Source organism: Pseudomonas sp. FFPRI_1 (genome assembly GCF_055384485.1).
On record NZ_AP029168.1, the window covers coordinates 2,009,629 to 2,026,251 of the forward strand.

At 64.4% G+C, this 16,623-nt stretch carries 13 protein-coding genes; 7 read left to right on the forward strand and 6 right to left on the reverse strand.

Features of this window, described 5'->3' with window-relative positions; all coding sequences use genetic code 11:
- Positions 1-113: 113 nt before the first annotated feature.
- The 5 genes from hrpA to ACZ5BO_RS09135 all read left to right on the forward strand — a co-directional run bounded on the left by hrpA (position 114) and on the right by ACZ5BO_RS09135 (position 8,345).
- Complete coding sequence (gene hrpA, locus ACZ5BO_RS09115) at positions 114-4,025, forward strand: ATP-dependent RNA helicase HrpA (protein WP_025127982.1); 3,912 nt, start codon at positions 114-116, stop codon at positions 4,023-4,025.
- A 622-nt stretch (positions 4,026-4,647) separates the two neighbouring features.
- Complete coding sequence (locus ACZ5BO_RS09120; protein WP_025127983.1) at positions 4,648-5,769, forward strand: beta-ketoacyl-ACP synthase III; 1,122 nt, start codon at positions 4,648-4,650, stop codon at positions 5,767-5,769.
- A gap of 82 nt (positions 5,770-5,851) precedes the next feature.
- Complete coding sequence (locus tag ACZ5BO_RS09125; RefSeq protein ID WP_025127984.1) at positions 5,852-6,466, forward strand: RNA polymerase sigma factor; 615 nt, start codon at positions 5,852-5,854, stop codon at positions 6,464-6,466.
- Positions 6,460-6,693, forward strand: a complete 234-nt coding sequence (locus ACZ5BO_RS09130; protein WP_025127985.1) for an anti-sigma factor family protein — start codon at positions 6,460-6,462, stop codon at positions 6,691-6,693. Before ACZ5BO_RS09125 ends, ACZ5BO_RS09130 begins: the two co-directional genes overlap by 7 nt.
- 317 nt (positions 6,694-7,010) lie before the next feature.
- Positions 7,011-8,345: an OprO/OprP family phosphate-selective porin gene (locus ACZ5BO_RS09135; RefSeq protein WP_025127986.1), complete on the forward strand. Its 1,335-nt coding sequence runs from the start codon at positions 7,011-7,013 to the stop codon at positions 8,343-8,345.
- A 107-nt stretch (positions 8,346-8,452) separates the two neighbouring features.
- On the opposite strand, the gene ACZ5BO_RS09140 is transcribed toward ACZ5BO_RS09135, so the two are convergent.
- Entirely contained in the window at positions 8,453-8,854 is a 402-nt protein-coding gene (locus ACZ5BO_RS09140) for a nuclear transport factor 2 family protein (RefSeq protein WP_025127987.1), read from the reverse strand.
- Positions 8,835-10,202, reverse strand: coding sequence for an MFS transporter (locus ACZ5BO_RS09145; protein WP_464699339.1), 1,368 nt, complete (start codon positions 10,200-10,202; stop codon positions 8,835-8,837). The genes ACZ5BO_RS09140 and ACZ5BO_RS09145 overlap by 20 nt, the downstream gene beginning before the upstream one ends.
- Before the next feature lie 85 nt (positions 10,203-10,287).
- On the opposite strand from ACZ5BO_RS09145, the gene ACZ5BO_RS09150 reads away from it, so the two are divergent.
- Positions 10,288-11,193 (forward strand): LysR family transcriptional regulator, encoded by a 906-nt coding sequence (locus ACZ5BO_RS09150; RefSeq protein ID WP_464699341.1) that lies wholly within the window; start codon positions 10,288-10,290, stop codon positions 11,191-11,193.
- Between the two features lie 86 nt (positions 11,194-11,279).
- The gene (locus tag ACZ5BO_RS09155; protein WP_464699343.1) at positions 11,280-12,404 is read left to right on the forward strand and encodes a GNAT family N-acetyltransferase; all 1,125 of its coding nucleotides are present in this window, start codon (positions 11,280-11,282) and stop codon (positions 12,402-12,404) included.
- Between the two features lie 16 nt (positions 12,405-12,420).
- Here ACZ5BO_RS09155 and aqpZ read toward each other — a convergent pair whose 3' ends face one another.
- The 4 genes from aqpZ to ACZ5BO_RS09175 all read right to left on the reverse strand — a co-directional run bounded on the left by aqpZ (position 12,421) and on the right by ACZ5BO_RS09175 (position 16,603).
- Complete coding sequence (aqpZ, locus tag ACZ5BO_RS09160; protein ID WP_025127991.1) at positions 12,421-13,119, reverse strand: aquaporin Z; 699 nt, start codon at positions 13,117-13,119, stop codon at positions 12,421-12,423.
- A gap of 191 nt (positions 13,120-13,310) precedes the next feature.
- On the reverse strand, positions 13,311-15,143 hold the full coding sequence (locus ACZ5BO_RS09165; protein ID WP_025127992.1) for an ABC transporter ATP-binding protein: 1,833 nt from the start codon (positions 15,141-15,143) through the stop codon (positions 13,311-13,313).
- An 89-nt stretch (positions 15,144-15,232) separates the two neighbouring features.
- A complete protein-coding gene (locus tag ACZ5BO_RS09170; RefSeq protein ID WP_025127993.1) occupies positions 15,233-15,796 on the reverse strand; it encodes a peptidylprolyl isomerase in 564 nt (187 codons plus the stop codon).
- A gap of 3 nt (positions 15,797-15,799) precedes the next feature.
- Positions 15,800-16,603 (reverse strand): alpha/beta fold hydrolase, encoded by an 804-nt coding sequence (locus ACZ5BO_RS09175; protein ID WP_464699346.1) that lies wholly within the window; start codon positions 16,601-16,603, stop codon positions 15,800-15,802.
- Between the last annotated feature and the right edge of the window lie 20 nt (positions 16,604-16,623).

Here is a 16,623-nt window from a genome sequence, read left to right on the forward strand (position 1 = left end):
CCGGCGAAGGCATCCTCACTGGCCCCTTCGCCGGCAAGCCGGCTCCTACGTATTGTCTGCGCTTTTCTGCGACAATCGCGCCCTGCCTACATATGACGACTTTTGCGTACCTGATGACTTCCGAATCGCCTGCAATTGACCAGCTGTTGAAAAACCTCGATCAAGCCATGCTGGCCGACCGTCACCGGTTGCGCCGGCAACTGCTCGAACTGCGCAAGAAACCCGACGAGGCCAAGCTGGCCCAGTGGCTGGAGCGGATGCAGGCTTCCTGCAACCTGGTCACCGCGCGCCGCGAGAGCGTGCCGCCGATTCGCTATGACGACAGCCTGCCGATCGCCGCCAAGCGCGACGAAATCAAGGCAGCGCTGCTCAAGCATCAGGTGCTGATCATTGCCGGCGAGACCGGCTCGGGCAAGACCACCCAGTTGCCGAAGATCTGCCTGGAAATCGGTCGCGGCCAGCACGGCCTGATCGGTCATACCCAGCCCCGGCGGATCGCTGCCCGCAGCGTGGCCAGTCGGGTCGCCGAAGAACTGGCCACGCCCCTGGGGAGCCTGGTGGGCTATCAGGTGCGCTTCGAGGACCAGAGCGATTCCAGCACCCTGATCAAGCTGATGACCGACGGCATCCTGCTGGCGGAAACCCAGAACGACCGCTACCTGGAACGCTACGACACGATCATCGTCGACGAGGCCCACGAGCGCAGCCTGAACATCGACTTCCTCCTCGGCTACCTGAAGACCCTGCTGCCGCGGCGCCCTGATCTCAAGGTCATCATCACCTCGGCCACCATCGATCTGGAGCGTTTTTCCAAGCACTTCGACGATGCGCCGATCGTCGAGGTGTCCGGGCGCACCTTCCCGGTGGAAACCTGGTACCGCCCGCTGACCCTGGAGCAGGACGAAGAAGGCAACCGGGTCGAGGACGACTTGACCGTGGACCAGGCGATCCTCGCCACCCTGGACGAGATCGCTGCCCATGAGCGCAGCGAGCGCCGCAGTCCGGGGGATGTGCTGGTGTTCCTGCCGGGGGAGCGGGAGATCCGCGACGCCGCCGAGATGCTGCGCAAGGCCCAGCTCAAGCACACCGAGATCCTGCCGCTGTACGCGCGCCTGTCGCCGGCGGAACAGCAGCGGATCTTCCAGTCGCACCCCGGCCGCCGGGTGGTGCTGGCGACCAACGTCGCCGAGACCTCGCTGACCGTACCGGGGATCCGCTACGTGATCGACAGCGGCACCGCGCGCATCAGCCGCTACAGCTACCGGGCCAAGGTCCAGCGCCTGCCCATCGAGGCGATTTCCCAGGCCAGCGCCAACCAGCGCAAGGGTCGTTGCGGCCGGGTCGAGCCGGGGATCTGCGTGCGCTTGTACAGCGAGGAAGATTTCCTCGGCCGGCCGGAGTTCACCGATCCGGAGATCCTGCGTACCAACCTGGCGGCGGTGATCCTGCAGATGCTGCACCTGCGCCTGGGTGAAATCACCGCATTTCCCTTTATCGAGCCGCCGGATGGCAAGGCCATCAGCGACGGTTTCAACCTGCTGCAGGAGCTTTCGGCGGTCGACCGCAACAGCCAGCTGACCCCACTGGGCCGGCAACTGGCGCGGCTGCCGGTGGACCCGCGCATGGGCCGCATGCTGCTGGAAGCGGCCAGGCTCGGCAGCCTCCAGGAAGTGCTGATCGTTGCCAGTGCGATGTCGATCCAGGACCCCCGCGAGCGACCGCCGGAACGTCAGCAAGCGGCTGACCAGGCCCACGCCCAGTGGAAGGACGTGGACTCGGATTTCGCCGGGCTGGTCAACCTGTGGCGCGGCTTCGAAGAACAGCGCCAGGCCCTGACAGCGAGCCCGCTGCGCAACTGGTGTCGGAAGAATTTCCTCAACTACCTGCGCCTGCGCGAGTGGCGTGACTCCCACCGCCAGTTGAGCCTGATCTGCCGGGATATGCAGCTGAGCCTCAACAAGGAGCCGGCGGACTACCCGAAACTGCACAAGGCGGTGCTGGTGGGGCTGCTGAGCCAGATCGGCCAGAAGACCGAGGACGGCGACTACCTCGGTGCCCGCCAGCGACGCTTCTGGATCCACCCGTCCTCGGGCCTGGGCAAGAAGCGCCCGCAATGGTTGATGACCGCCGAACTGGTGGAGACCACCAAGCTCTATGCGCGCATGGTGGCCAAGATCGAACCGGACTGGATCGAGCCCCTGGCCGGGCACCTGATCAAGAAGAACCACTTCGAACCCCATTGGGAGAAGAAGCGCGGCCAGGTGGTGGCCTACGAGCAGATCACCCTGTTCGGCCTGATCGTGGTCGGCCGGCGGCCGGTGCATTACGGCCCGGTGGACCCGGTGGTGTCGCGCGAGCTGTTTATCCGCGAGGCCCTGGTGCGTGGCGAGATCCAGTCCAAGGCCAAGTGCCTGAGCGCCAACACTCAACTGCTGGAGCAGCTCGACGCCCTGGAGGCCAAGGCCCGGCGCCGGGACATCCTGGCGGACGAGGAAACCCTGTTCGCCTTCTACGACGAGCGCCTGCCGGCGGAGATCCACCAGACCGCGACCTTCGACAGCTGGTACCGGGTGCACAGCCAGAAGAATCCGCAACTGCTGATCATGCGCGAGGAAGATGTGCTGGCCCGCGAAGCCAGCGAGGTCACCGCCAAGCAGTATCCGGACACTCTGCACATCGGTGACCTGGAACTGGCCCTGAGTTACCACTTCGAACCCAACCACCCCCGTGACGGCGTGACCCTGCGAGTGCCGGCGCCGCTGTTGCCGGCCCTGCCGGCCGAGCGCCTGGAATGGCTGGTGCCGGGGCTGCTCGAGGCCAAGTGCATTGCCCTGGTGCGCAACCTGCCCAAGGCCCTGCGCAAAAACTTCGTGCCGGTGCCGGACTTCGTCAAGGCCGCCTTGCAGCGCATGACCTTCGCCGAGGGTTCCTTGCCCCAGGCCCTGGGGCGCGAGCTGCTGCGCATGACCGGTGCGCGGGTCAGCGACGAGGCCTGGAGCGAAGCCGAACAACAGGTGGAAAGCCACCTGCGGATGAACCTGGAAATCGTCGACGCCCAAGGCAAGTTCCTCGGTGAAGGCCGCGACCTGGCCGAGCTGACCGCGCGCTTTGCCGAAGCCAGCCAGGCAGCCCTGGCGGTGCCGCAGACCGCCAAGAGCCAGCAGCCGGTGGAAGCCAAGGTGTTCGCCGCAGTGGCGGAGAAGACCCAGCAGAAGATCGCCGGACTGTCGATGACGGTGTACCCGGCCCTGGTGGAAGAGGCGGGGACGGTCAAGGAAGGGCGCTTCTCCACCGCTGCCGAAGCCGAGTTCCAGCACCGCCGGGCCTTGCAGCGCCTGCTGTTGCAGCAACTGGCCGAGCCGGCCAAGTTCCTGCGGGGCAAGTTGCCTGGGCTCACCGAACTGGGCCTGCTGTACCGCGAGCTGGGCCGGGTCGATGGGCTGGTGGAGGACATCCTCCTGGCCAGCCTCGACACTTGCATCCTCGACGGCGAAGCCACGTTGCCCCGGGACGGCGCCGGACTGGCGTCCCTGGCCGAGCGCAAGCGCGGTGCCTGGACCGAACACGCCGAACGCCTGGCACGCCTGACCCTGGAGATCCTCAAGCTCTGGCACGGCCTGCAGAAACGCTTCAAGGGCAAGATCGACCTGGCTCAGGCCGTGGCCCTCAACGACATCAAATCCCAGCTCAGCCACCTGGTGTATCCGGGCTTCGTCCGCGAAACCCCGGCCTTGTGGCTCAAGGAAGTGCCCCGTTACCTCAAGGCGGTAGAGCAGCGTTTCGAGAAACTTGGCAGCCAGGTGCAGAAGGATCGGGTCTGGAGCAGCGAGCTGAGCAACCTCTGGAACCAGTACCAGGCCCGTGCCCAGAAGCATGCCCAGGAAGGCAAGCGCGATCCCCAGCTGGAACTGTACCGCTGGTGGCTGGAGGAGTACCGGGTGTCGCTGTTTGCCCAGCAGCTGGGGACCAAGGTGCCGATCTCCGACAAGCGCCTGAGCAAGCAGTGGAGTCAGGTCGAGGCCTGAGCCAACCCCCCCGTAGGAGCTGGCTTGCCAGCGAAGGCGCCATCAAGGGCACTGCAAGGCTCAAGGCCCGGTTCGCCGGCAAGCCGGCTCCTACAGAGATATCGCGGTACGCCCCGGTGGGAGCTGGCTTGCCAGCGAAGGCGCCATCAAGGGCAATGCAAGGCTCAAGGCCCGGTTCGCCGGCAAGCCGGCTCCTACAGAGATATCGCGATACGCCTCCGTAGGAGCTGGCTTGCCAGCGAAGGCGCCATCAAGGGCAATGCAAGGCTCAAGGCCCGGTTCGCCGGCAAGCCGGCTCCTACAGAGATATCGCGGTACGCCCCCGTAGGAGCTGGCTTGCCAGCGAAGGCGCCACCAAGGGCAATGCAAGGCTCAAGGCCCGGTTCGCCGGCAAGCCGGCTCCTACACGTCAACTCCGTCGATCTTGCAATTGCGGCGAAATATCGGAGGTTATGGCAAACTCCGCCGTCATAAATGCCGGCCCCGGTTTTCTGCAGCGCAGGCAGCCCGGGCGGATCCGAATAAAGCGATGCCAGGAACTGTCCCGCCAGCGGGGCAGTTCCTTTACGGTTTGGCACGGCGGTGCCAATACCTTCTGCCTCAACACACTAGAGGAACGACCGTGCATAACGTCGTCATCAGCGGCACCGGCCTGTTTACCCCGGCCAACAGCATCTCCAACGAAGAGCTGGTGGAGTCTTTCAACACTTACGTCCACCAGTTCAACCGCGACAACGCCGCCGCCATCGAGCGTGGCGAAGTGCAGGCCCTGACCGAATCCAACGCTGCGTTCATCGAGAAGGCCTCAGGCATCAAGAGCCGCTTCGTGATGGACAAGGACGGCATCCTCGACCCACAACGCATGGCCCCGCGCCTGCCGGAGCGCTCCAACGACGAATGGTCGGTGCTGTGCCAGATGGCCGTCGCTGCCGCCGAGCAGGCCTTGCAACGGGCCGGCAAGACCGCCGCTGACATCGACGGGGTGATCGTCGCCTGCTCCAACCTGCAGCGCGCCTACCCGGCCATCGCCATCGAAGTCCAGGCCGCACTGGGCATCCAGGGCTTCGGCTTCGACATGAACGTGGCCTGCTCCTCGGCGACCTTCGGCATCCAGGCCGCCGCCAACAGCGTGCAGCTGGGCCAGGCCCGGGCGATCCTGATGGTCAACCCGGAAGTCTGCACCGGCCACCTGAACTTCCGTGACCGCGACAGCCACTTCATCTTCGGCGACGCTGCCACCGCGGTGATCATCGAGCGCGCCGACCTGGCCACCTCCAAGCATCAGTTCGACATCGTCAGCACCAAGCTGCTGACCCAGTTCTCCAACAACATCCGCAACAACTTCGGCTTCCTCAACCGCACGGCGGAAGAGGGCATCGGCGCCCCGGACAAGCTGTTCGTCCAGGAAGGCCGCAAGGTGTTCCGTGACGTGTGCCCGATGGTGGCGGAACTGATCGCCGCGCACCTGGAAGAGAACCAGCTCAACGTCGGCGACGTGAAGCGCTTCTGGCTGCACCAGGCCAACCTCAGCATGAACCACCTGATCGTCAAGAAGCTCCTGGGCCGCGAAGCCTCGGTGGAAGAGGCCCCGGTGATTCTCGACACCTACGCCAACACCAGCTCGGCGGGCTCGGTGATTGCCTTCCACAAGTACCAGGACGATCTGTCCAGCGGTGCCCTGGCGGTGCTCAGTTCCTTCGGCGCGGGTTATTCGATCGGCAGCGTTCTTCTGCGCAAACGTTGATCTAGGCTGAGGCGGAGTGTGGCGCGAGGGAGCATTGGCGCGTCACACCCCACTCAAACCCGCATGATTGAACGAGGCATGAATGGCCGCTGCTGATGACACGCAACTGCTAGAGCGCCTTTTGGCGGGCGAACAGAAGGCTTACAAGGAACTGGTCACGCGCTACCAGAGCGCCATGCGCGCGGTGGCCTACGCCATTGTCGGCAATCGCCACGCCGACGAAGTGGTGCAGGATGCCTGGCTCTCGGTGGTGCGCAACCTCTCGGGTTTCCAGGGGCGCTCCAGCCTCAAGACCTGGCTGCTGACCATCACGGCCAACGCGGCCAAGGGCCGCTACAAGCAGAATCGCCGGGAAGTCCTGCTCGATGACCTGCCTTCGCCTCACGGCACCGTTGGTGATGAGCGTTTCTCCTCCAGCGACGGCCACTGGCTGGTGGCGCCCTTCGCCTGGCACGAGGACACTCCCGAAGCCCTGCTGACCGAAGCCGAGCTGCGTGACTGCCTGGAGCACACCCTGCTCAGCCTGTCGGAGCTGCAAAGCAGCGTGTTGCTGCTGCGCGAGCGCCAAGGCCTGGAGCTGGAAGAAATCTGTAATCTTTTGGGGCTCACGCTCTCCAATGTCCGGGTGCTGTTGCACCGGGCGCGCTTGAAAGTCTTCGCCACCGTGGAGCATTTTGAGGAAACCGGCCAATGCTGACCTGTAAGGAACAAGTGGCACGATCCAGTGATTATCTCGATGGCCAGTTGAGCTTTCGTGAACGCTTGATGGTACGTCATCACTTGCTGTTCTGCCCCAACTGCCGGCGCTTCATCCGCCAGATGCGCCTGCTGCAAGCCACCTTGCGGGTGCTCCCCGAGCCGCCCCTGGAAGGTCTTGACGAACTGGCCGAGCGTTTGGCCGCCGAGAAAAAACGCGACCTCTGAATCTGCTGCTGCGGGTGCTGCAAGGGCACCCGCTGATCCTGTCCGTCCCAGTGGCTGACCTGCCATGAATCTGTCATCCGATCAAAGGTGACAGTGCCCGCTGATTCGTCCAAACACCCGTGAATATTGCTGCGAGCGCTCTAGTACAAGCGTTTTGCCTTATTTCATTTCGAAGTAAAAAAGTTCCCCTGTAATCAAATCTTTATCTATCAGCAACCCGGCTGAAATAACCCATCGCCAAGATTCCCACCCAACACCAGCGGGCCAACCCCGCGTGTTTTCCAACGCTACAGACCACCAATTAGGGGAACTCTTCGATGATCCGTAAGCACTTCGCCGGTTTTGCCGCCAGCGCCCTGGCCCTGGCAGTAACCGCCCAGGCTTTCGCTGGCACCGTCACCACCGACGGCGCCGATATCGTAGTCAAGACCAAGGGCGGCCTTGAGGTTGCTACCACCGACTCAGCGTTCAGCTTCAAGCTGGGCGGTCGTCTGCAAGCCGACTATGGCCGTTTCGACGGGTTCTACACCAAGAATGGTGACAGCGGCGACGGCGCCTACTTCCGCCGTGCCTATCTGGAATTGGGCGGCACCGCCTACAAGGATTGGAAATACCAGATCAACTACGACTTCTCCCACAACTCGGGCACCGCCGATGACGGTTACTTCGACGAGGCTTCGATCTCCTACGTCGGCTTCAAGCCGGTGACCATCCGTGCCGGCCGCTTCGACGAAGACTTCGGTCTGGAGAAGGCCACCAGCTCCAAGTGGGTCACCTCCATGGAGCGTAACGCCGCCTACGAGCTGGCCGACTGGGTCAACTCCCACGAGAACGGCATGGGCCTGCAGGTCAGCTCGGTGGTAGCCGACATGGCTTACCTGTCCGGCAGCGTGGCAGCCAAGGACATCAACGACAGCGACGGCGACAGCGTCAAGCAGTTCAACGCCCGTGCGGTGTTCGCCCCGATGCATGAAACCGGCAACGTCCTGCACTTCGGCCTGGACTTCGCCAGCCGCGACCTCAGTGACACTGCCTTCGATTCGCGGATCCGTCCTCGTCTGGGCGTGCGTGGCATCGCCACCAACGGTGGCAACGACGCCGGCACCAACGGCAACCGTGCCACCTTCGGCGGCGGCACCGGCCTCAACGCCTCGAACCTGACGGCTGCCGGTGCCTACGACAACGACCGGGTGTTCGGCGGTGAATTCGCCTTCGCCACCGGCCCGTTCTCGGCCCAGGCCGAATACCTGACCCGCAAGATGAAGGCCGACAGCGCGGCTTACCAGGACGTCAAGGCCACCGGTTTCTACGGTCAACTGGCCTACACCCTGACCGGCGAGTCCCGCGTGTACAAACTCGACGGCGCCAAGTTCGACACCATCAAGCCCGAGAACAAGCAGTACGGTGCCTGGGAAGTGTTCTACCGCTACGACAACATCAAGGTCGATGACAAGAACGTCGTGACCGCCAGCGCCACCCGTGAAGTCGGCGATGCCAAGGCCACCATGAACACCATCGGGGTCAACTGGTACGCCAACGAAGCAATCAAGGTTTCCGCCAACTACATCAAGGTCAACACCGACAAGATCAGCAACAACGTCGGTGACGACAGTGGCGATGCCCTCGTAGCCCGTGTGCAGTACGTGTTCTAAAGCTGTTGCGACACCCAGGTAGAGCTCTTTCTCATCCGTTATAGCTCCTCTCGTTTTGACCCCGCCCCGGCGGGGTTTTTTTTGTCCGGGTAATTGCGTGGCCCGTTTCAGGGGCAGGCGGTTTCATGCAGGTACAGCCACTGCACCGAATCGGCTTGCACACGGATGATCGCCAGGGACAGGCGCGAGGTTTCGACCTGGCCCATGCGGTGGGTTTCCTTGTAGCGGATCGCCGCGCTCTGGCCCTCCTGCCACACGCAGCGCAGCTCGCCGACAGTGATTTGCAGCCCCGGGCGCTGGCCCAGGCCACCACGAAACAGCTGTTGCACCTGTTCGCGGCCGACCAGGGCAGCGCCAGTGGTGACCATCTGGAAGTCATCGGCTAACAGCGCCAGCAAGGCGTCGAGGTTGGCTGCGCCGTCCCCCTGCTGGTCGGTGAAGACGCTGTGAATCAGTTGGTGAATCCGGTGCACGCTGGATTGCGCTTGTTCAACGATCGAGTGGGGCATGGGAGGCCTCGGGTAGTGGGAGTCGGTTCAGGGTCAGTAGGGGCAGCAGGCCGGCCACGGCGGCCAGCAACAGGCTCAGGTGATAGGCGCCGGTGGCGCCTCGATAGCCGAGCAGCAGGTTGTAGAGCATCAGCAGCAAGGCAGCGCCCAGGCTGAAAGCCATTTGCCGGTTGATGTTCCAGATCACGCTGGCCTTGTGCGTGTCGGCGCCGTCGAAGTCCAGCAGTGCGGTGGTCTGCGCGGTGTTGGCACCTGCACCTCCGCCCAGGCCCATCAGCAGGTAGGCGAGCATCATCAGGGGCTGGTCGGAGGCCGAGTCGACCGCGCACAACGTGGCGATGCCGACGCTGTGCAGCACCAAGGCAATGGCGAACAGGCGCGCGGCGCCTGCGCGGTTGTACCAGCGGCCGCAGGCCAGCATCGCCAGCAAGGCGCCGGCGGCATACAGCAGCATGAACATCCCGCTGTGCTGTGCGCTCAGGTGCAACTGGTCCTGGAGGAAGAACAGGCTCAGCAGGTTGACTCCGGTGAAGATCCCCGGAATCGCGTAGTAGATGGTCACCGACAGGCCCAGGCGCGGATTCTTCAGCAAGTGCAGATCGATGATGGGGACCGGGCAGCGGCGGCAGTGACGCCGGTAGCCCTCGGCAAACAGCAGGCCCGCGCCGAGGCCCAGAAGCGCCTGGTACGCCGGGTAGCCGCTGCCGTACAGCGACAGGCCCAGCAGCAGGCTGCCCAGGGCGGCGCTGACCAGCAGCAGGCCGCGCAGGTCGGGGCGAGCCAGTACCGGGCCGGGATCGCTGTTGATCCAGCACCAGGACAATCCCGCCGCCAGCAACGACAGTGGCAGGCTGGCGAGGAACACCCAGCGCCAGGAACTCTGGTCGACAATGGCTCCGCCCAGGGTCGGCGAGAGTGCCGGGGCCAGCAGGGCCACCACCATGATCAGGGTCGAGATCCGCGCCCGTTGCCTGCCCTGGAACAGGTTGAAGGTCAGTGCCTGCCCGAGGGGAATCAACAGGCCCCCGGCCATGCCCTGGAGCAGTCGCCAGGACACCAGGGACAGGAAGCTCTCGGCCAGCCCGCACAGCAGCGCTGCGGCACTGAACAGCAGCATCGAGGCGCAGAGCAGTTGCCGGTTGCCCAAGCGTGCCGCCAGCCAGGTGCTGACGGGAATCGCCAGGGTCAGGCCGAGGATATAGGCATTGGCGACCCAGGCCACGCTGGCGCTGGACACCTGCAGCTGGCTGGCGATGCTGGGCAGGGCCACCGCGGACATGAAGATGTTCACGCAATCAATGAAGAAACCGAGGAGGAATACCACCGCCACTTTGTATCTGTAGGTCATGTCGCCTCCGTTTTTCCCGCGCAGCTTAGGGAGCTTGGGGCGGGGCTGTCGAGGCGCCTATACTTGACGCATTGTTTAACAGGATTTGACAGTGAACCAGACCTTTCACGGCCAGTTGCATCGGGTGCAGACCTTCCTCGCGGTGGTGGACTTTGCTTCCTACACCCGTGCGGCCCAGTACCTGGGCATCAGCAAGGCCATGGCCAGCCTGCATATCAAGGCCCTGGAGCAGGCCTTGGCGACCACCTTGCTGATCCGCACCACGCGGCATGTGGCGCTCACCGACAGCGGCCGGGAGCTCTATGACCAGTTCAAGGGGATTGTCGCCCATATCGACAGTGCCTTTGACAATGTGCTGCACGGTCGCAATCGGGTCTCGGGCAAGTTGCGCATCAGTTCCACCGCGGAATACGCCGAGACCTTCGTTCTGCCGATCCTGCCGCTGTTCACCGCGCGTTACCCCGAAGTGCGCCTGAGCTATCACTTCAATTCGTCGTTGAACGACCTGGTGGCGGAAAAGCTCGACCTGGTGATCCGCCTCGGGCACCTGGCCGATTCGGGGTTCAAGGGGCGCAAGCTGGCGGACTATGCCATTGCCCTGGTGGCCAGCCCGGGGCTGTTCGCCGAGCGCCCGCCGCTGCAGCCCGAGGACCTAGGGGCATGGCCGTGGATCTGCAACAGCAATCTTGCCGGACCGCCGAGCTGGACGCTGAGCCACCCGCGTCGGGGGGAGGTGCAGGTGCCGGTCGAACCCGGGCACGAATCGAACTCGGCCACGGCGATTCGTGCCATGGCCCTGGCTGGCCTGGGGCTGGCGGTGCTGCCGGAATGGATGGTCCTCGACGACCTGGGCAACGGCCGCCTGGTGCGGGTGCTGCCGGAGTACCGGCTGGCCGCGCAGCCGGTGCATGTGCTGTTTCCCAACACCGCGCACCTGCCACGCAAGTCCCGGGTGTTCATCGATTTCCTGGCGGAGCATCTGGGGCGTTGATGGCCCTGGGCGGTGCTGGCGGTTTCGGTGAGCCCGGCGATGGAGGATACTCCCCGGGTTGTTCGATCTGAATCCCGGGGACCCCGATGCCGCTGCAATCCTTGAACAGCCTGTCTGCCGTCGATCCCACGCATTGGGACGCTTTGCTCAAGGACGGCCAACCCTTTGTGCGCCACGCCTTTCTCAGTGCCCTGGAAGACAGCGGCAGCCTCGGCCCACGCTCCGGCTGGCAGGCCGAGCACCTGCTGCATGTCGAAGACGGGCGCCTGCTGGCGGCGCTGCCGAGCTACCGCAAGTGGCACTCCTATGGTGAATACGTGTTCGACCATGGCTGGGCCGACGCCTGCGAGCGGGCCGGGATCGACTACTACCCCAAGCTGCTGACGGCGGTGCCCTTCAGTCCAGTGAGCGGTGCCCGGGTGCTGGCGGCAACCCAGGCGGACGCCCTGGAACTGTTGAAGAGCCTGCCCGGCTACCTGGAGATCGAAGGGCTTTCCAGTGCCCATATCAACTTCACCGATGGCTTCAGCGATCTGGCCCTGGAGCAGCAACCCGGCTGGCTGCAGCGCCTGGGTTGTCAGTTCCACTGGCAGAACCGCGGCTATCGGGACTTCCAGGATTTCCTCGATGCCCTGAGTTCGCGCAAGCGCAAGCAGATGCGCAAGGAGCGTGAGCAGGTGGCGGGGCAGGGGATCGACTTCCAGTGGCTCGAAGGCCATGAGCTGGACCAGGCGCAGTGGGATTTCGTCTACGCCTGCTACGCCAACACCTACGCGGTGCGGCGCCAGTCACCCTACCTGACCCGCGCGTTCTTCAGCCTGCTGGCCGAGCGCATGCCCGAAGCGATTCGCGTGGTCCTGGCCAAGCAGGGCACACGCCCGGTGGCCATGGCCTTCAGCCTGGTGGGGGGCGACAGCTTCTATGGGCGCTACTGGGGCTGCCTGGCGGAGTTCGATCGCCTGCATTTCGAGACCTGTTTCTACCAGGGCATGGAGTACGCGATCGCCAATGGGCTGCAACGCTTCGACGCTGGAGCCCAGGGCGAGCACAAGTTGATCCGCGGTTTCGAACCGGTGCTGACCCGCTCCTGGCACTACCTGCGCCACCCCGGCCTGAAGGCCGCGGTGAAGGATTTCCTGCAACAGGAACAGGCTGGGATTCGCGCCTATGCACAAGAAGCGAGGGACGCCTTGCCCTATCGGCAGGCGTGACCCTCGCCTCGTTGCCTCAGCTGTCTTCCTTGCCCAGCCAGCGGTAGACCACGCCGCCGATCACCGCGCCGAGGATTGGCGCCAGCCAGAACATCCACAGCTGCTGCAAGGCCCAGCCACCGACGATCAGCGCCGGCCCGGTACTGCGGGCCGGGTTGACTGAGGTGTTGGTCACCGGGATCGAGATCAGGTGGATCAGGGTCAGCGCCAGGCCGATGGCGATCGGTGCCAGCCCCGCCGGGGCGCGTTTGTCGGTGGCGCCGAGAATGATCACCACGAACATCAAGGTCATCACCAGCTCGCAGACAAACCCCGCGGCCATCGAGTAGCCGCCGGGGGAGTGCTCGCCATAGCCGTTGGCAGCCAGCCCCGAGGCCAGTTCGAAGCCGGGCTTGCCACTGGCGATGAAGTACAGCAACGCCGCGGCGATCACTGCGCCGATCACCTGGGCGACGATATAGGCCGGCAGTTCCCTGGCCGGAAAGCGTCCGCCCACCACCAGCCCTACGGACACGGCGGGGTTCAAGTGGCAACCGGAGATATGGCCGATGGCGAAGGCCATGGTCAGCACCGTCAGGCCGAAGGCCAGGGCGACGCCCAGCAGGCCGATGCCGACATTGGGAAAGGCCGCCGCGAGCACGGCGCTGCCGCAGCCGCCCAGGACCAGCCAGAAGGTGCCGAGCAGTTCAGTCATGGAACGTTTGAACAAAGACATGGAGGAGTCCTTGATAGGTCAACCTATCAACGCGATACAACTGTTATGCATCCCGCAGGTTAACTACAGGTTCCGCTCCGGAACCTAGGGTCAGTACAGCAGGCTTTTGGCGCAATTCCACTCGCCCATGAAAAACGCCAGGGCCCCCTGAAACCGGGGGCTCTGGCGCTTGGTGCAGCGGCTGCAGAGGCTCAGTCGATGCCGACGAAGCCTCCGGTCTGGTGCTGCCACAGGCGTGCGTACAGCCCGCCATGAGCCAGCAGTTCGGCGTGGGTGCCGCTCTCGGCGATGCGCCCCTGTTCCAGGACCACCAGGCGGTCCATGCGGGCGATGGTCGAGAGGCGGTGGGCAATGGCGATCACGGTCTTGCCCTGCATCAGGGTCTCCAGGCTTTCCTGGATCGCCGCCTCGACTTCCGAGTCCAGGGCCGAGGTGGCCTCGTCCATGATCAGGATCGGCGCGTCCTTGAGCAGCACCCGGGCGATAGCGATGCGCTGGCGCTGGCCGCCGGACAGCTTGACCCCGCGCTCGCCGACATGGGCGTCGAAGCCGGTGCGGCCCTCGGCGTCGGAAAGCTGTGGGATGAACTCGTCGGCCCGGGCCTTGCGCACCGCTTCCCAGAGCTCTTCGTCAGTGGCATCAGGGCGACCGTAGAGCAGGTTGTCGCGGATCGAACGGTGCAGCAGCGAAGTGTCCTGGGTGATCATGCCGATGCGTTCGCGCAGGCTTTCCTGGGTCACTTCGGCGATGTCCTGGCCGTCGATCAGGATCCGTCCGCCCTGCAGGTCATACAGGCGCAGCAGCAGGTTGACCAGGGTCGACTTGCCGGCGCCGGACGGGCCGATCAGGCCGATCTTTTCTCCGGGGCGAATGTCCAGGTTGAGGTCGCTGATGACCTTGCTGGCCTTGCCGTAGTGGAACTCCACGTGCTCGAAGCGCACGCCACCCTCGGCCACCGCCAGCTTCGGTGCCTGCGCGCGGTCGGTGAGCTGCAGCGGCTGGGCGATGGTCTTCAGGCCGTCCTCGACCATGCCGATGTTTTCGAAGATGCCGTTGATCACCCACATGATCCAGCCGGACATGTTGACGATGCGGATCACCAGGCCGGTGGCCAGGGCGATGGCCCCGGCGCTGATCAGCGACTGGCTCCACAGCCACAGGGCCAGGCCCGTGGTGCTGACGATCAGCAGGCCGTTGAGGCTGGTGATGGTCACGTCCATGGCGGTGACCACGCGGCCCGCCAGTTGGCTCTTCTCGGTCTGCTCGGCGATCGCCTCGCGGGCGTAGCTCTGTTCGAAATGGGTGTGGGCGAAGAGCTTGAGGGTGGTGATGTTGGTGTAGCCGTCGACGATCCGGCCCATGAGCTTGGAGCGGGCGTCGGAGGCGTCCACCGAGCGCTTCTGGATGCGCGGCACGAAGAAGCGCATGGCACCGATGAAACCGGCGATCCACAGCAGCAAGGGGATCATCAGCCGCCAGTCGGCATCGGCGAACAGCACCAGGGAGCCGATGGCGTAGATGGTCACGTGCCACAGGGCATCGATCACCTGCACCGAGGAGTCCTGCAGCGAGTAGCCGGTCTGCATGATGCGCTGGGCGATGCGCCCGGCGAAGTCGTTCTGGAAGAAGTTCAGGCTCTGGCGCAGCACGTAGCTGTGGTTCTGCCAGCGGATCAGGCTGGTCATGCCGGGGTTGATGGTCTGGTGCATCAGCAGGTCGTGCAGGCCCACCATCAGCGGGCGGAACAGCAGCGCCACCACGGCCATCCAGGCCAGTTCCAGGCCATGGTCGCTGAACACCTGGGCGCTGGGCGTGCCCTGGGCCAGGTCGATGATGGTGCTCAGGTAACTGAACAGCGAGACCTCGATCAGGGCCACGAACAGGCCGACCACCAGCAGGAAGACGAAGCTCGGCCAGACTTGCTTGATGTAGTGGAAGTAGAAGGGCAGGACCCGATTGGGCGGGGTGGCGCTGGGGGCGTCGCGGAAGATGTCGATCAGTTGTTCAAAACGACGATAGAGCATGGGGGCTGCAGCCCGTGGTACGGGCTCTCCTGTTCAGAAAGCGGACGGGGCGCCGGGTAGGGCGCCGCCGTCGGGACAGGCGGCTGGATTCAGTCGATGCGCTTGGCCGACTTGATCAGCACCGGGTCGATCGGCACGTTCTGCATGCCTTGCTTGGTGGTGGTCTGGGAGTTGACGATCTGGTCCACCACGTCCATGCCGCTCACCACCTTGGCGAACACCGCGTAGCCGGCATCGCGGCCCGGGTCGAGGAAGGCGTTGTCGGCGACGTTGATGAAGAACTGGCTGGTGGCCGAGTTGGGGTTGGAGGTGCGGGCCATGGACAGGGTGCCACGCACGTTATGCAGGCCGTTGGAGGCTTCGTTCTTGATCGGGTCGCGGGTGTCCTTCTGCACCATCTGCGCGGTGAAGCCACCGCCCTGGACCATGAACCCCGGGATCACCCGGTGGAAGATGGTGTTGCTGTAGAAGCCGCTGTCGACGTAGTCGAGGAAGTTCTTGCTGGAGATCGGTGCCTTGACCGGGTCCAGTTCCACTTCGATCTTGCCGAAGCTGGTGTCCAGCAGGACGTGAGGTGCCTTGGCCGGCTGTGCGGCCATCAGGTTGGCGGCGAAGAGTACGGAGCCGGCGACGAGGGCGATTTTTTTCAGCATGGGTCAGTGATCCTGGGTGGTGGTGTCGACTGTGGTTATGAATTCGAGCAGGGTTTGGTTGAAGCGCTGCGGCTGGTCCAGCGGCGTGGCGTGTCGGGAATCCTCGATCACCACCAGCCGTGCATCCGGCAGCAGTCTGACATAAGCCTCCTTGACCGCCACCGGGGTGTAGTCGCGGTCGGCGCTGACGACCAGGGTTGGACAGGTGATCCGGCCCAGACGTTCCTGGACCCCCCAGCCGACGATGGCGTCGAAGCTGGCGAGATAAGCACGTTTGTCGTTTTTTGCCCAGCGTTCGGCCATCTTCTGCCGCAGGTCGGCTTGCTCCGGCTTGGGAAACAGGCGGGCGCCCAAGGCCTTGCCGATGGTGGCCAGGCTCAGCACCCGGGCCAGGCTCCAGCGCTTGAACCACTGCCAGTAGTCGTTGGCGCTGCGCACCTTGACCTCCGGGGCGCTGTTGACGATACACAGGCTCTTGAGCAGTTGCGGCTGGTCCACCGCCAGCTGGAAGCCGATCATCCCGCCCATGGACAGCCCGACATAATGCGCGGGGCCCAGGTTCAGGTGCTCGATCAGCGCCACCAGGTCGGCGGTGAAGCCCTTGATGCTGTAGCGCTCCCGGGGTTTGTCGGAGCGCCCGTGGCCGCGCACGTCGGGGATGATCAGGCGGTAGCGGGCCGCCAGATCGGGGATCTGTTTTTCCCAGTCCTGGGCGCTGGAGCCCAGGCCATGAACCAGCAGCAGGGGTTCGCCCCGGCCATATTCCTCGTAGTGCAGGGTGCAACCTTCATGCTCGAAATACGCCATGACAGAACTCCTGTTCTGGT

Excerpts from the sequence above, each read along its gene's own strand:
- ACZ5BO_RS09125 (WP_025127984.1), top strand. The coding sequence starts at position 5,852 with ATGGCCGCTGCTGATGACACGCAACTGCTAGAGCGCCTTTTGGCGGGC.
- ACZ5BO_RS09135 (WP_025127986.1), top strand. The coding sequence starts at position 7,011 with ATGATCCGTAAGCACTTCGCCGGTTTTGCCGCCAGCGCCCTGGCCCTG.
- hrpA (WP_025127982.1), top strand. The coding sequence starts at position 114 with ATGACTTCCGAATCGCCTGCAATTGACCAGCTGTTGAAAAACCTCGAT.
- aqpZ (WP_025127991.1), bottom strand. The coding sequence starts at position 13,119 with ATGTCTTTGTTCAAACGTTCCATGACTGAACTGCTCGGCACCTTCTGG.
- ACZ5BO_RS09175 (WP_464699346.1), bottom strand. The coding sequence starts at position 16,603 with ATGGCGTATTTCGAGCATGAAGGTTGCACCCTGCACTACGAGGAATAT.
- ACZ5BO_RS09130 (WP_025127985.1), top strand. The coding sequence starts at position 6,460 with ATGCTGACCTGTAAGGAACAAGTGGCACGATCCAGTGATTATCTCGAT.
- ACZ5BO_RS09155 (WP_464699343.1), top strand. The coding sequence starts at position 11,280 with ATGCCGCTGCAATCCTTGAACAGCCTGTCTGCCGTCGATCCCACGCAT.
- ACZ5BO_RS09145 (WP_464699339.1), bottom strand. The coding sequence starts at position 10,202 with ATGACCTACAGATACAAAGTGGCGGTGGTATTCCTCCTCGGTTTCTTC.
- ACZ5BO_RS09140 (WP_025127987.1), bottom strand. The coding sequence starts at position 8,854 with ATGCCCCACTCGATCGTTGAACAAGCGCAATCCAGCGTGCACCGGATT.
- ACZ5BO_RS09165 (WP_025127992.1), bottom strand. The coding sequence starts at position 15,143 with ATGCTCTATCGTCGTTTTGAACAACTGATCGACATCTTCCGCGACGCC.
- ACZ5BO_RS09170 (WP_025127993.1), bottom strand. The coding sequence starts at position 15,796 with ATGCTGAAAAAAATCGCCCTCGTCGCCGGCTCCGTACTCTTCGCCGCC.